Annotated in this window: 11 protein-coding genes; 10 read left to right on the forward strand and 1 reads right to left on the reverse strand. The window is 53.4% G+C overall.

Annotated elements, in window-relative coordinates:
• Positions 1–51 precede the first annotated feature (51 nt).
• Positions 52–1,536, forward strand: a complete 1,485-nt coding sequence (locus ACJJIK_RS03285) for a bifunctional 2-methylcitrate dehydratase/aconitate hydratase (RefSeq protein WP_444944199.1) — start codon at positions 52–54, stop codon at positions 1,534–1,536.
• Between the two features lie 107 nt (positions 1,537–1,643).
• Here the strand turns inward: ACJJIK_RS03285 and ACJJIK_RS03290 are convergent, their stop codons facing one another.
• A complete protein-coding gene (locus tag ACJJIK_RS03290; RefSeq protein WP_444931185.1) occupies positions 1,644–2,582 on the reverse strand; it encodes a porin in 939 nt (312 codons plus the stop codon).
• A gap of 279 nt (positions 2,583–2,861) precedes the next feature.
• Between ACJJIK_RS03290 and ACJJIK_RS03295 the strand changes: the two genes are divergently transcribed.
• From ACJJIK_RS03295 to uvrC, 9 genes are all read left to right on the forward strand, one after another.
• A complete protein-coding gene (locus ACJJIK_RS03295) occupies positions 2,862–5,459 on the forward strand; it encodes a DNA internalization-related competence protein ComEC/Rec2 (protein ID WP_444945033.1) in 2,598 nt (865 codons plus the stop codon).
• Positions 5,460–5,533: 74 nt separating this feature from the next.
• Positions 5,534–6,157, forward strand: coding sequence for a MotA/TolQ/ExbB proton channel family protein (locus ACJJIK_RS03300; RefSeq protein WP_444931183.1), 624 nt, complete (start codon positions 5,534–5,536; stop codon positions 6,155–6,157).
• A gap of 15 nt (positions 6,158–6,172) precedes the next feature.
• The gene (locus ACJJIK_RS03305) at positions 6,173–6,592 is read left to right on the forward strand and encodes an ExbD/TolR family protein (protein ID WP_444931182.1); all 420 of its coding nucleotides are present in this window, start codon (positions 6,173–6,175) and stop codon (positions 6,590–6,592) included.
• Positions 6,593–6,676: 84 nt separating this feature from the next.
• Complete coding sequence (gene msbA, locus ACJJIK_RS03310; protein WP_444944200.1) at positions 6,677–8,506, forward strand: lipid A export permease/ATP-binding protein MsbA; 1,830 nt, start codon at positions 6,677–6,679, stop codon at positions 8,504–8,506.
• Positions 8,507–8,515: 9 nt separating this feature from the next.
• A complete protein-coding gene (gene lpxK / locus ACJJIK_RS03315; RefSeq protein ID WP_444931180.1) occupies positions 8,516–9,550 on the forward strand; it encodes a tetraacyldisaccharide 4'-kinase in 1,035 nt (344 codons plus the stop codon).
• Positions 9,540–10,307 carry a 3-deoxy-manno-octulosonate cytidylyltransferase gene (kdsB, locus tag ACJJIK_RS03320; protein ID WP_444931179.1) on the forward strand — a complete coding sequence of 256 codons (768 nt, stop codon included), beginning with the start codon at positions 9,540–9,542 and terminating at the stop codon, positions 10,305–10,307. The genes lpxK and kdsB overlap by 11 nt, the downstream gene beginning before the upstream one ends.
• Positions 10,308–10,318: 11 nt before the next feature.
• Complete coding sequence (gene murB / locus ACJJIK_RS03325) at positions 10,319–11,335, forward strand: UDP-N-acetylmuramate dehydrogenase (RefSeq protein WP_444944201.1); 1,017 nt, start codon at positions 10,319–10,321, stop codon at positions 11,333–11,335.
• Between the two features lie 576 nt (positions 11,336–11,911).
• Positions 11,912–12,565 carry a response regulator gene (locus ACJJIK_RS03330; RefSeq protein WP_444931177.1) on the forward strand — a complete coding sequence of 218 codons (654 nt, stop codon included), beginning with the start codon at positions 11,912–11,914 and terminating at the stop codon, positions 12,563–12,565.
• 45 nt (positions 12,566–12,610) lie between these two features.
• Positions 12,611–14,425: an excinuclease ABC subunit UvrC gene (gene uvrC / locus ACJJIK_RS03335; protein ID WP_444931176.1), complete on the forward strand. Its 1,815-nt coding sequence runs from the start codon at positions 12,611–12,613 to the stop codon at positions 14,423–14,425.
• Positions 14,426–14,468 lie beyond the last annotated feature (43 nt).

A 14,468-nucleotide genomic window follows, 5' to 3' on the forward strand; every position in this document is an offset into this window, starting at 1 on the left:
GCTAGGCTCCTTAGTATCTAACCTTGTAAATAGCTGCCTGGCGTTTCGATTATGCCCATCCTTTCACCGCAGAAAGACTCCTCAAAGTATGACCAGGTAATACAGGATATTGCTGATTATGTTCTTCATTATCAGGTCCATTCTGAAGGTGCTCTGGAGACGGCGCGCTATTGTTTGATGGACTCTCTGGGGTGTGCGGTTTTGGCTCTGGGCTTCCCCGCGTGTAGCAAGCTGCTGGGCCCCTGGGTTCTTGGAACTCAGGTTCCCTGTGGAGCGCGTGTGCCGGGGACTCAGTTTTGTGTGGAACCGGTAAAAGCGGCTTGGGATATCGGCGCAACCATTCGCTGGCTTGATTACAACGATACTTGGCTCGCTGCGGAGTGGGGGCATCCATCTGACAACCTGGGAGCTATTTTGGCGGTATGCGATCACCTATCTCAGAGGAAATTGGCACTGGGTGACAAGCCGCTAACTGTGCGGATGGTATTGGACGCGATGGTTAAAGCTTATGAGATTCAAGGGGTCTTGGCGCTGCAAAATAGCTTCAACAGGGTAGGGCTCGACCATGTGTTATTGGTCCGGGTGGCTTCTGCGGCCGTCGCCACTTGGTTGCAAGGGGGTAACCGGGATAGGGTGATGGCGGCTGTCTCATTGGCTTGGGCTGACGGCGGTGCATTGAGGGCGTACCGGCATGCGCCCAATACGGGGTCGCGTAAATCCTGGGCTGCCGGTGATGCCAGCGCCAGAGGGGTACAGCTTGCAGATATGGCATTGCGCGGTGAGATGGGGGTGCCCACTGTGCTTACCGCGAAGCAGTGGGGTTTCTATGATGTTTTATTTAGCCAGACCTGTGCAGACCAGAGGGTAAAGGGAAAGCAGGATCAGAAATTTCACTTCCCTCGCGATTACGGTTCTTATGTTATTGAGAATATTCTTTTCAAAATATCCTTTCCTGCGGAATTTCATAGCCAGACCGCCTGTGAGGCAGCAATTCTCTTAAGTCCCCAAGTGCAAGGGCGCTGTGCGGAAATTGATAGGGTTGTTGTAACTACCCATGAGTCTGCGATTCGCATCATTGCCAAAACGGGCCATCTGGAGAATGCCGCAGATCGGGATCACTGCCTTCAGTATATTGTTGCGGTGGCTCTTCTGTATGAAGGCTTAGCGGTTGAATTTTATGAAAATGATTTTCATCGGAACCACCCGGAAATAGATCGGTTGCGTGAAAAAATTGAAGTGATAGAGGATAAATACTATTCCGCCGAATACCTGGACCCAGAGAAGCGCTCGATCGCCAATGCGGTTCAGGTCTTTTTTAAAGACGGCAGCGCGACAAATAAGGTGGAAATCAAATACCCACTTGGACACAGGCGTCGCCGCAGTGAGGGGATACCGCTGTTGCTAGAGAAATTTAGAGCAAACCTGTACTCGCGTTTTCCACCCGATCGTGTAGAGGCGCTCTTCAATATCTTTCGGGAGCAACAGAAGCTGGAGGAAATGCCGGTAAACCATTTAATGGATTTGCTGATAATTTAGGGTGTCGCAATAAAAAAGGCGGCCAGTGGCCGCCCTTTCCCAAGCTCAGTCATCCCCATACGACGAAATCGCATTTCCCAATTTGAACCGCCGCCTATCAGGAATTATTAGAACTTGTATTCAGCACCGATACCGGCGTAGCTGCGATCGTAGCCGTCGTCAGCAGTTTCGTCGGTGTAGAAGCCGAATACTTTAGCGGCGCTGTTGAATTTGTAATCAGCGCCCAGGCTGTAAGTCTCACCGCCTTCTGCCTTGATGTCAGACTGGCCGTACTGGGCTTTCAGGGTCCACTGGTCCAGCTTGTAGGCAACAGAACCCACCCAGCCGTCTACGGAATCACTACCGTCGGCGTCTTGCTCTTCAAACAGAGCGCCCACCTGCACAGCACCGATATTGTACTGGGCAACAAAGCGGTGAACGTCAACGTCCTGACCTTCAACGTCCTGGTCCATAGCGTAGGCCAGGTAAACGCCGTTGTTGTCATAGGCGACAGACATAGATACGCCGTTATTGCGTTCTTCACCGGTTTCCTCGTTAATAACTTCTTCTTTGTTGCTGATATAAGCAGCGGAAGCTTTGAAGCCATTGAAAGAGGGGGTAGTGTACTGAAGCGCGTCTTCTTCGCGGTTATCGCTGTTGGTGATCAGGCTCTTGATATCGCCTTCTAAATCGTTGAACAGGTCAACTTTCTTCTGGGCAACTTTCAGAGGGGTGTCGAATTTACCCGCGATGACTTGGCCGAAGCCGCCTTCCAGGCCTGCGTAGATGTTGCGCTGGGAGAAAGTGTCGTCAGCGTCGCCATCCATATCTACTTCGTATTCCATACGGTAGATACCTTTGATGCCGTCAGTCAGGGCGATTTCACCCTTTACGCCCAGGCGGGAAGCGTTGCTCTGAACGTCAGTGACGGAATCGTCACCTTCATCCGCAGACTGGAAAGTGACGTTGGCTTTGCCGTAAAAGTCGAGTACTTCGCCTTCATCTTGGGCGTTGGCCAGAGCGGGTACCATGGCAACGATGGCCAGAGAGAGAGCGGTCTTATTCATAATCGTCTCGCACAGTTTTGGTTTTGGGTTGAAAGGTGCCTTCCGTATCATCCTCGTTGGCGCCCTTTCGATTTGGTGCGGATTTTGCTTTTTGAATATTACAAACATGTTAAAAATGGCATTTTTCTTAAAAATATGTGACTAGCCAGTGCTAGGAATGGCAGGTTAGCTAGTTGCAGTGGGACTTTGGCTGCCTAAAGCAGTTGTTTTCCATCGGGCCTAAGCCTTTGGTTTTGCTTGATAATCGATCAAAAACGAGTGCAGGGAGCGGCGCTGTCGATGGGGGTGTGGATTTGCTCGCTTTTTCGACGACGGTGTAAGCGGGTTTGCACTGTCGGTTCTCTCGGGCCCAGCGTATATCTCTGGGTCTACTCGCTCTCTATTATTGCGGTGGGTTGTCTGGCCCACTTACCTGCTTGGGGTGCGCTGGGGCTGCTCTACTTCTCTCTGATAGTGCTGGTTTGCTGGGGTAGGCCTTATCGACGCCTCTTGTTTCTGGTTTTGACGTCTTTTGCCGGGGCGGCCTGGGCCCTTTATGTCAATGAAGCCGCCTTGGAGCGTCGCCTGCCTCTTCACGCACATGGCGCAGATTTTGTACTGCGGTTGGATTTGGTTTCGCTGCCAGAGATCACTGAAGGGGGCGGGTTTGGCGCGGATTCTAACTCCCAAACGGTGCGCTTTCGGGCTCGGGTTATAGATATTGTCTCCAGCTTTTTGCCTGCGGGGGCCCCTCAAGATGGGGCTGAGGCGGGAGGATTAGTTTCCGGCAGTCTTCTCAATCTAACCTGGTATCGAGTAGATGATGAGACTTTGGCGCGCTTGCGGGGCGGCTCCCGGTGGATACTGCCAGTGCGATTGAAAAGCCCCAGGGGGAGTGTTAATCCGCATACCTTTGACTATGAGGGTTGGCTCCTGCGTGAGGGAATCAGCGCCACTGGCTATATTCGCCCCGGGGATTATTCCCCCCAATGGCTGGGGCAGGGGAGTGGTATTGTCGGGTTGCGGGATGAATTGCGCTTTCGCATCGGTCAGTTACCGCTACAGCGGCCGGAGCTGATTATTGCTCTTCTGCTGGGGGATCGCAGTCAGTTGAATGATGCCGATACGGATCTCTTCCGGCGGACCGGTACAGGCCATTTAATCGCTATTTCCGGGCTACATGTGGGCATGGTGGCCGGCGCTATTATGCTGTTTGCTACCTTGCTGGCAAAAGGGATTGGGCTCTTCTCAGGTGTCAGTCGCTTTGATATTGCGGTCGCACTCGCGCTGCTGGGCAGCTTGGGATATGCCCTGATAGCGGGTGCTCCACTATCGGCGCAACGGGCGGTTGCAATGACTTGGGTATTATTGCTGGCGTGGCACTGGCGGCGAAGGCTGGGGGCGGGTTTTGCCTATGCTTTGGCCTTGGCGATAGTGCTCACCTTGCAGCCTCTGGCTTTTTATAGTGCCGGTTTTTGGTTGTCCTTTGTCGCGGTTGGAAGCTTACTGCTGGGGTTTAGTGGGCGGACAGCCCTGTCTAGAGCGCCGCTGTGGGAGCAGCAGGCTGAATCTCCCGATGAAACGCCCCCCAGACTGCGCCGCTTTTCTCTAGCGCCATTTTGGCAGCTGCTGCGCAGTCAGTGGCTGGTTGGGGTCGGTTTATTTGTCCCGTCGATCTTATATTTTTCAGGCTTTAGTTTTTCTGGTGTATTAGTCAATCTGATTGCAATTCCCTGGGTGGGCCTGTCTATTTTGCCGTCAATTATGCTGGGTGCGGTATTTAGTGATACCCAGTTGGGTGTTTGCCTGTTGCAATTTGCCGGTTGGCAACTGGAACTGCTAATGGCGACACTCAATGCGGTCGATCAATTTCTGCCCGCTTTTCAGCACTTCGCGGTTCCCACCAGTGCACTGGTTATTGCGATTGCCGGGCTCGGTGCGGTCTTGCTTCTGCTGCCCAGGGGACTGCCTGGGCGCCAATTGGGCTGGTTGTTCCTGCTTCCCCTTGCCCAGCCCTGGCTGGCCGAATTATCGCCTGCCGAGGAGCGCTTGAATTTTTCAGTCCTGGATGTGGGGCAGGGCTTATCGCTGGTTATCGATAGCGGGAGGGCGCGCATTGTGTACGATAGCGGGCCCTCTATTCCCCAAGGGTGGAGTGCAGGGAGTTCGATTGTTGCCCCTTATTTGCTGGCGACTGGAGGGCGCGAGATCGATGCACTAATTGTCAGCCATGGCGATAGGGATCACGCGGGCGGTGTGGAAGGTTTACTCAAAATGATCGCGGCTAAGAAACTCTATGTACCGGGTGCCTTAGCTGGTCGCTTGCCGAAATCGCTTGCTACTATCAGTGAGCAGTGTCGAGCCGGCAAGGTAGATCAATTGGGCGATATCACTCTCCGTGGGCTGTGGCCGCCAATACCGCTTAGTGGTGAAGCGATACTGGATGGAGAGGAGAACGATCACAGCTGCGTCATTTTGGTGGAGTGGCAGGGCGTGCGTTTATTGCTCACAGGGGATATTGGCCGGGCAGTTGAGCAGCGCTTGTCTAAATTGTATCCGCAGTTTCCTGCGGTTGATGTCCTGGTGGCACCTCATCACGGTTCCCGCTCCTCATCATCCCCCGCACTACTGGCGTGGGCCAAACCAAAGCGGGTTGTGTTCAGTTCCGGTTTTCGCCATCACTTTGGTCATCCGCACCCGGATGTGGTCAAACGGTACCGGTATTCGGGGGTTAGTGTCTTTAACACTGCGGATAGTGGGGCGATCGAGTTTTTCTGGCGATTTGGTGATCGGGAGCCGCGAATTTCACAGGCCCGCCTGGTACCACGGTTTTGGTATACGAGTCACAACAGGGGCTATAGAAGTGCCGGAGGACTTAGCCGCCGGGACCAGCTGTGATAAAGTGCTGCTCTGCACTCTGGGTGCAGTAATAATTTTCCAAAAATTCCCTCTGGTTTTCTGGGGCTAAGAAAGTGTTAGAGATAATAAAATCCGGTGGCTGGTTGATGCTGCCAATCCTGCTTTGTTCTGTAGCGGTTATTGCAATTTGCATTGAGCGTTTCTGGACTTTGAACCCTCAGCGTATCGCACCGCGCACCCTGTTGGGGGATGTATGGGGCTGGCTGAAGAAAAACCAGGCCAATGCGGAAAAATTGAAGGAGTTGCGCGACTCCAGCCCGCTGGGAAGAATTTTTGCTGCGGGTTTATCCAACTCCCGCCACGGCCGCGAGGTTATGAAAGACAGCATTGAGGAGACCGCCAGCCAGGTGGTTCACGAGTTGGAGCGTTTCCTGGGAGCACTCGGTACCATTGCCGCCGTAGCACCGCTTATTGGTCTGCTGGGTACCGTGATCGGTATGATTCAGGTGTTTACCGCAATCATGCTGGAGGGTACCGGCAACGCGGGTGTTCTGGCCGGCGGTATCAGTCAGGCATTGATTACCACTGCCGCAGGCTTGACCGTTGCGATACCGGCACTGATGGCGCACAGATACTTCCAGCGTCGCGTTGATACGATTGTTGTGGCAATGGAGCAGGAAGCCGTCAAGCTCGTAGATGCTCTGCATAGCGATCGCAAAATCGAAGATGCGGCCTGAGTGGGGTAGCAAGCGATGCAATTCCGCCGCCAAGCCAAAGAGCAGGAAGGGATCAACCTAACACCGCTGATTGATGTGGTATTTCTGCTGTTGATTTTCTTTATGGTGTCTACAACCTTCACCAAGGAAAGTCATCTGAAGCTGAATTTGCCTGAAGCCGCAGGCCCCCAGGCCGTAGATCAGCCCAAGTCTGTAGAGATTTTGATCAGCGCCGATGGCTCTTACTCCGTAGATGGTCAAGCCTTGATCAACAAGAAAATCAACACCCTCAAATCTGCGCTGTCGGAAGTTTCCGCAGGCGAGTACAATCGCCCGCTTGTGATAACCGCCGACGCCACCGCTCATCACCAAGCCGTGGTTCGGGCAATGGATGCCGCTGGACAGCTGGGCTTTGTCAACCTAAGCATTACTACACGGCAGCCGGAAGAAAACTAGCGCGGAACCCTTCGGGGGAGCTGACTTGCCTTCGGTTTCTGTGCGCACTCGCCCCAGTTGGGGCGAGTCCATTCATTGGTCTGTATGAAGAAAGTAAAAGCGCCCCCCAGCAAACCGCAAAATGGGGCGGAAACTTACCGTCGTTTGCTCACTTATGCCCGCCCGCACCTGGCAATTTTCGGGGTTGCGGTATTGGGTTTCTTCCTGTTCTCGATAATGGGTGTCAGCCTGATTGCTGTGACCGAGTTGTTGCTCGATGCAGTGGGGGCCGGTATCCAGGAGAGTCGCGGGTTCCTCTCAAGGTTTGTGGCATCCCACTACCCAGATGGAGTTATGCCCCAGGATACCGCTCGCTGGCTGGTGCCGCTTGCGATGTTGCTGATTATTGTTTTCAGGGCAATCGGTAACTTTGTCGGTGGTTATGGTTTGGCCTATGTGGGCCGCGCAGTGATTCACGAGTTGCGAACCCAGCTATTTGAGAGAATTGGCCAGCTTCCCAGCTCCTATTTTGACCGCTTTACCGGCGCTTACCTGATCTCCAAAGTCTCCTACAACGTTGAGCAGGTCACCAACTCCATCACCAAGGCGGTGAAGGTACTCTTCCGTGAGTCATTTACGGTTATCGGTCTCTTGACCTATCTGTTATTGGTCAATTGGAAGCTGACTCTAACCTTCTTCCTGTTTGCTCCCTTGATCGCGTTTATTGTGCGCATTGTGGGCAAGCGTTTCCGCAAATTGAGCCACCGCATCCAAAACTCCATGGGGGATGTTACCCATGTCACCCAGGAGGCGATTAACGGCTATCAGGTGGTGCGTATGTACGGGGGGCAGGATTACGAGAAGTCCCGTTTCCTCTCTGCCAGCGATAATAACCGCCGGCAGTTTATGAAGTTGGTAGTGGCAAATAATGCCAGCGTTTCGGTTATTCAAATTCTCGTGGGGCTATCTACCGCAACCATCGTTTGGCTGGCGCTGGCACCGGGCATGGTTGAGTCCATGACTGCGGGTGTTTTTGCTGCTTATATTGGCGCGGCTGCATCCCTGGCTAAGCCGGTGCGCAGCCTCTCCGAAATATTTGCCGATATCCAGAAAGGTATTGCCGCTGCCGAGAGTATCTTTGAGGTTATGGATGCGCCGAGAGAGCCCCAGGGCGGTAAAGCGGAGTTGCCCAAGCCGGTGAAAGGCACCGTCGCGTTTGAGGCGCTTGAGTTTAGTTACGACCCGGCCGCGCCAAAAGTGCTTTCCGATATCAGTTTCTCTGTCAGCCCGGGTGAAACGGTGGCCCTGGTGGGGGCATCGGGCTCCGGTAAGAGTACCCTGGTTAGTCTGCTCGCGCGATTTTACGAGCCGACGGGGGGGCGTATCCTGATTGATGGCGAGGATATTGCCAAAGTCCCACTAAAAGAGTTGCGCCGCCATATCAGTATGGTCTCGCAAAATATCGTACTGTTTAACGACAGCGTGTATCGCAATATTGCCTACGGTGAGTTGGAAAACGCGCCACGGGAAAATGTTCTGCGCGCTATAGAGCAGGCCCATGCGGCCCAGTTTATCCAGGAGTTGCCCCAGGGGCAGGATACGATACTGGGGGATAATGCGCAGATGCTCTCCGGGGGTCAGCGGCAGCGTTTATCTATTGCTCGCGCCCTGCTGAAGGATGCCCCCATACTGATCTTGGATGAGGCCACCTCCGCACTGGATAATGAGTCGGAGCGCCACATTCAGGCTGCGCTGACAGAAGTCATGAAAAACCGCACTACGTTTGTCATTGCCCATCGCCTGAGTACGATTGAGAAGGCCGATCGCATTTTGGTGATGGAGAAAGGCCGAATTGTAGAGAGTGGAAATCACGCAGAGCTGCTTGCCCAAGGTGGGCGCTACGCATCTCTGTTACAGCAGCAAACAATGGGATAGGGCAGTTGAATGTCACTGGAAGACTGGTTTAACAAGCGCTGGTACCCGGAAACCGGTAAAAGCCGCTCGCTCTCCCTGCTCACCCCGCTGGAACTACTCTACGGTGGGGTCAGCAAGCGACGCCGGGTTATGAATTCGCGCACACCACCGGAACCCCTCTCTGTACCGGTTATTGTGGTTGGCAATATTACCGTCGGCGGTGCAGGCAAGACACCCGTGGTGGCGGAATTGGCCCGCTGGTTGAAAGAGCGCGGCCGCAATCCGGGTATTATCAGTCGTGGCTACGGTGGTCGCGCGGAAAAATACCCCTATCAGGTGACCGCTCAATCCCACCCGCTGGAGTCCGGTGACGAGCCGCTGATGCTCCACCTGATTACCGGCGTGCCGGTGATGGTCTCGCCCAATCGCACCGAAGCCGCACAGGCGCTGATTGATTACCACCAATGCGATGTCATTTTATCGGACGATGGTTTACAGCATTACAGTCTCTGGCGCAGCTATGAAATTTGTGTAGTCGATGGCCATCGCGGTTTGGGCAACGGCCACATGTTGCCCAGGGGACCGCTGAGGGAGCCGGCGACTCGCCTGCACAGTGTCGATATGCTGGTGAGCAATGGAGAGCCTGAGGCGCGGGTCAAGGATCAGTGCCACGGGCTGTTAGAGTTCGAAATGACACTGGAGCCCTCCTGCTGGCACCAGTTTAGTCTCGATCAAACATCCACATTACGTCTTCCCTCTGGGCCCGAAGTGGGGCCTTGCCACGGGGTTGCGGCGATCGGCAACCCCAAGCGGTTTTTCCACTCGCTAAAAGCGCTGGGCTTCGAGGTGACAGAGCAACCCTTTGATGACCACCATCAATTCAGCTCCCAAGAGTTGCATTTCGATGGGGAAACCCCGGTGATTATGACGATGAAAGATGCGGTGAAGTGCCGCGAATTTTGGCAGAGTCATTGGTGGGCCCTCGAAGTGCGGGCCAAACTGCCGGATCTTTTTTACCAAAAAGTGCATAAGCACCTGCAACAGTTTTGTGAAAATGAACAGTAATTCTTCTTTTGATGTCATTATCCCCGCGCGCTTCGGTTCCAGCCGGCTGCCAGGTAAACCCTTGGCGGATATCGCGGGCAAGCCAATGGTGCAGCATGTTTATTTGCGCGCTCGTGAAAGTGCTGCTGAAAGGGTGGTTATCGCCACTGATGATATGCGAGTCGCAGAAGTGGCGCACGGCTTTGGCGCTGAAGTATGTATGACATCGGCGGAGCATGCATCAGGTACCGATCGCTTGCAGGAAGTGGCCCAAAATCTAGGCCTTGCAGACGACCGTATCCTGGTGAATGTGCAGGGTGACGAGCCCTTGATACCCGCTGAGGTGATCAACCAGGTAGCCGAAAACCTGGCCGCGAGCGAGCGCGCCGGAGTGGCAACGCTGGCGGAGCCGATTCACTCCGTGGAGGATTTTCAGAACCCCAATATCGTTAAGGTGGTGACAACTGAATCCGGCTTGGCCCGGTATTTTTCCCGGGCGCCAATTCCCTGGCCTCGAGATGCCTTCGCGCTGGATAGCAGTGAACTCCCCAAGGGGCTGGAGCCCCGTCGCCATATTGGTATCTATGCTTATCGCGTTGCACTGCTGCGCCAGTTTGTCTCCTGGCCTATGGCCCCACTGGAGCAATTCGAAGCTTTGGAGCAGCTGCGTTTTCTGTATCACGATCAGGAAATTCATGTAGCGGATGCCTGCGCAGTAGTACCTGGAGGTGTGGATACTGAGCAAGACCTTCAGCGTATGCGCGAGACACTGGCCTGATGTAAAGCCCCATGATTGAAGCGAATATCGATTTACAGCCCCACAATACCCTGGCGATTCCGGCAAATACCGCATTTTTTGCCCGAGTAGAAACGCTGGATGAATTGCGCGAGGCCCTGAGCTTTGCGCAGCAGAAACGCCTGCCTATTCTGCCGCTGGGTGGAGGCAGTAATATCGTGCTGACAGGGGATTTCCCCGGGCTCGCTATTCAAGTTGGATTGCGCGGATTGACCATTGCTCCCAGTGGCCGTGGCGGCACTATCGAAGCGGCGGCCGGGGAGGGGTGGCACCGCTTGGTAATGTCCTCAGTTGAGCGGGGCATGGGAGGCCTGGAAAACCTCGCACTTATCCCCGGTAACGTGGGGGCTGCCCCGATCCAAAATATCGGAGCCTACGGTGTAGAGCTGTGTGACCGTTTTTGCAGCTTGCAGGCTATGGAAATTTCCACCGGCGAACTACATCAGTTTTCCGCATCGGATTGCGAATTTGCTTACCGGGATAGTGTGTTTAAAGGGCGCTTGCAAGACCAATATATTATCACCCAGGTTAATCTCCGCCTCGCAGAAGATTGGCAGCCCAAAGTTTCCTATCCCGCGCTGCAGCAATTTATTGAGCAGCAGGGCTGGGACTGTAACTCCCTGACGCCGGCACAAATTGCCGGTGCGGTAACCGATGTTCGCAATAGTAAACTGCCGCTGCCCGATCAAATCCCCAATGCCGGGAGCTTCTTTAAAAATCCTGTTGTAAATGCAGATATTTACCAAAGTCTTAAAGCGCAACACCCGGATTTGGTGGCCTATGCCAGCGGTGCAAGCTGGAAACTGGCGGCGGGCTGGCTGATTGATCGTGCCGGTTGGCGCGGCAGGCGGCATGAGGCCGTGGGTGTTCATCACCAACAAGCGCTGGTCCTGGTCAACCCCGGTCGCGGCAGTGGTGATGCGGTGACAGGACTGGCCCGAGCCATAGCCTCAGATGTGCAGGATAAGTTTGGCGTTACTTTGGAGCCTGAACCACGCTATTACCCGTGAATTATTGTGTGCCGGGTTTAAATGGGCGCCAACACAAGGTTTTGCTGTTTTTGTACGGAGTGCCAAATAAGGGCTGCTTAGAAGCGTGATAGAGTCGGTCAGGGGCCCTGAGAATCCCGCAGGTTGGCCCCTGAAGGCCCTTATAGGTATTGTGGAGTTATGCAAAGGTTCGTCAGATATTGAGGATTACTTTGTTATAACAAATTTAATTTTTATTTATTTTTATATTTTGATTTCTTCCATAAAGATTTTCTGCGATAAAACGATTCTTCTGTCGCAAATTTTGCGGAACTGCTCATCTTGGGCAAAGAAAAAACAAGTTCTACGTTATTACGCTATAATTAAATGCTATAAAGGCAGAAAAATTCTGTGGTCAAATGTCTGATTGGTAGAATTTGAAACGGTTCTTGTGCTTTGCACTAGCGTTTTTGTCTGGTATGTTGCGGCTGGGTTCCGGGGGGACCTACACGGGGTAGTTTCACCGTGAGCTAAAAGAGGAACGCAGTTTTACAGAGCTCGCGCGTTGGGGATGTATACGCGGCGCAGCCACTGCACTTATCCGTAGTTGGGGATAGCTTGATCAAAGTCTTAGTGGTGGATGATCACGATCTTGTGCGAATGGGTATTTCGCGCATGCTGGGTGATGTTGATGATATAGAGGTCGCTGGAGAGGCAAATTGCGGTGAAGAGGCCTTGGAGTTTGTTCGCCGGTCTCATGTCGATGTTATTCTGATGGATGTAAAAATGCCGGGTATGGGCGGCCTGGAGGCGACAAGAAAACTACTCCAGCGGTGCCAACAGGCAAAGGTGATTGCCGTTAGTGCTCTCGATGATGATCTGTTTCCGGGTCGCTTGATGCAGGCTGGGGCCATGGGGTATGTCACCAAAGGGGCGGACTTGGAAGAAATGCTCCGCGCGATACGCACCGTTGTTTCAGGTGGTGTGTTTATCAGCAATTCCATGGCGACCAAAATGGCTATGCGCAGCGTCAGCGGCCAAGATGAACAGCAGTCTCCGTTTGAAAAGCTTTCTAAAAGGGAGCTACAGACTGCGGACATGATCGTCAATGGTGCCAAGGTTGCAGAGATCGCAAAATCCCTTTCGGTCAGCCCTAAAACGGTAAACAGTTACCGCTATAGAATTTTTGAGAAACTGGATATTAACAGCGATGTAGAGTTGACAATTCTCGCCGTTAAGCATCAGATTCTTGATCCAGAAGCTGCGCTTTAATTGAAAAGTGGCTGATCTTTCCAAAGTATTGAGACCGGTTGCCAGATGTTTGACAGCAAGCGTTTCCTCGCGACGGTAACTCGCAAGCCCGGCGTCTACCAAATGTTTGATGCCGAAAATAAAATTCTCTACGTAGGGAAGGCTAAGAACCTCCGCAATCGACTGTCGAGTTATTTTCGCAGCTCTGGGCTCACCACAAAAACAATGGCGCTGGTACAGCGTATAGACAATATTGAAGTCACGGTAACGCGCAGTGAAACCGAAGCTTTGGTACTTGAGCAAAGCCTGATCAAGTCTCAGCGCCCCCCTTACAACGTGATGTTAAAGGATGATAAAGGGTACCCCTATATCTTTCTTTCCAGCAGTGACACTTTTCCCCGCATAGCACTTCATCGCGGTGCCAAGCGCAAGAAGGGCCGTTACTTTGGCCCCTTTCCGAATGCATCCTCGGTTCGCGACAGCCTGAATTTTCTACAAAAAATATTTCGAATCCGCTCTTGTGAAGACAGTGTTTTCCGCAACCGCTCAAGGCCCTGTCTCCAGTACCAGATAGAGCGCTGCACCGCCCCCTGTGTCGACTTTATTTCCCCGGAAGACTATCGCCAGGATGTACGCCACGCAGAAATGTTTCTCACCGGCAAGAGCGATAAGATTATCCGGGAATTGGCCGATCAAATGGATAATGCATCCCGGGCGTTGGAGTTTGAAAAAGCGGCGAGGCTGCGGGATCAAATTTCTGCGCTGCGCCGTTTGCAGGCAGATCAAGTGGTGGAGGGCGCGAGTGGGGATGTCGATGTATTGGGAATTGCCAGCGAAGGCGGTAATTGCTGTGTGCATGTGCTGTTTGTCAGGCAGGGGCGAATCCTGGGTAGTCGCAGCTACTTCCCCAGTGAGCGCTTAGGACTGGCGTCGGCGGAATTACTTTCCGCATTTGTCCCGCAGTTTTACCTGGGCAGCCCGCGAGAAATCCCCCGGGAGATATTGCTCTCTGAGGCCTTGCAGGATATCGAGCCGCTGCAACAGGCGCTCAGTGAGCAGTGTGGCCGCGAAGTGGCCATCACCCATAAGTTGCGAGGTAAACGGGCAACCTGGGTTGAGATGGCGCAGCAAGCTGCACAACAAAATTTGAGTAGTCGCACAGCGGCTCAACAAAAGCTGTACAGCCGCTTTGAAAAGCTTCAGGAAGTGCTCGAACTGGAACAGCTTCCCGAGAGGTTGGAGTGCTTTGACATTAGCCACTCCTCCGGCGAGGCGACGGTTGCATCCTGTGTCGTATTTGACACCGGTGGCCCGGTGAAGTCGGACTATCGTCGATTCAATATCGAAGGCATCCAAGCGGGCGATGATTACGCTGCTATGGGGCAGGCACTCAAACGGCGCTACACCCGCCTTTCAGGTGGAGAGGGTAAGTTTCCCAACATCCTACTGATCGATGGGGGGAAGGGCCAGGTAACACAGGCGGTGGAAGCGCTGAATGAGCTGGGTGTTGTCGGTGTGCAAATTATCGGCGTTGCCAAAGGGACTACTCGCAAGGCCGGTTTTGAAACCTTACATGTGGTTTCCAGTAACAAAGAGCTTGTACTCTCCGCCGACTCATCCGCCTTGCACTTAATTCAACAGGTGCGAGATGAAGCGCACCGCTTCGCTATTGCTGGGCACCGGGCAAAGCGGGATAAGAAGCGAAGGGAATCCCCGCTGGAAGGTATTGCTGGAGTGGGGCCGGCTCGCAGAAGAGCGTTGCTGCGACACTTCGGGGGTTTGCAAGAGATAAAGCGTGCAACAGTAACGGAAATGGCCAGCGTGGATGGTATCAGCCGCAAGCTGGCTCAAGATATATACTCGGCACTACATCACGAGTAGGACAAGTAGCGACTGGTGAATAAATGACCAGTTTTTTTCAAAG

The sequence above is a fragment of the Microbulbifer regidiadema (SeqCode) genome (genome assembly GCF_052466995.1).

Bases quoted from the DNA above. Each gene is read 5' to 3' on its own strand.
- ACJJIK_RS03285 (WP_444944199.1), top strand. From the start codon at position 52: ATGCCCATCCTTTCACCGCAGAAAGACTCCTCAAAGTATGACCAGGTA.
- ACJJIK_RS03290 (WP_444931185.1), bottom strand. From the start codon at position 2,582: ATGAATAAGACCGCTCTCTCTCTGGCCATCGTTGCCATGGTACCCGCT.
- ACJJIK_RS03295 (WP_444945033.1), top strand. From the start codon at position 2,862: ATGGGGGTGTGGATTTGCTCGCTTTTTCGACGACGGTGTAAGCGGGTT.
- ACJJIK_RS03305 (WP_444931182.1), top strand. From the start codon at position 6,173: ATGCAATTCCGCCGCCAAGCCAAAGAGCAGGAAGGGATCAACCTAACA.
- msbA (WP_444944200.1), top strand. From the start codon at position 6,677: ATGAAGAAAGTAAAAGCGCCCCCCAGCAAACCGCAAAATGGGGCGGAA.
- lpxK (WP_444931180.1), top strand. From the start codon at position 8,516: ATGTCACTGGAAGACTGGTTTAACAAGCGCTGGTACCCGGAAACCGGT.
- kdsB (WP_444931179.1), top strand. From the start codon at position 9,540: ATGAACAGTAATTCTTCTTTTGATGTCATTATCCCCGCGCGCTTCGGT.
- murB (WP_444944201.1), top strand. From the start codon at position 10,319: ATGATTGAAGCGAATATCGATTTACAGCCCCACAATACCCTGGCGATT.
- uvrC (WP_444931176.1), top strand. From the start codon at position 12,611: ATGTTTGACAGCAAGCGTTTCCTCGCGACGGTAACTCGCAAGCCCGGC.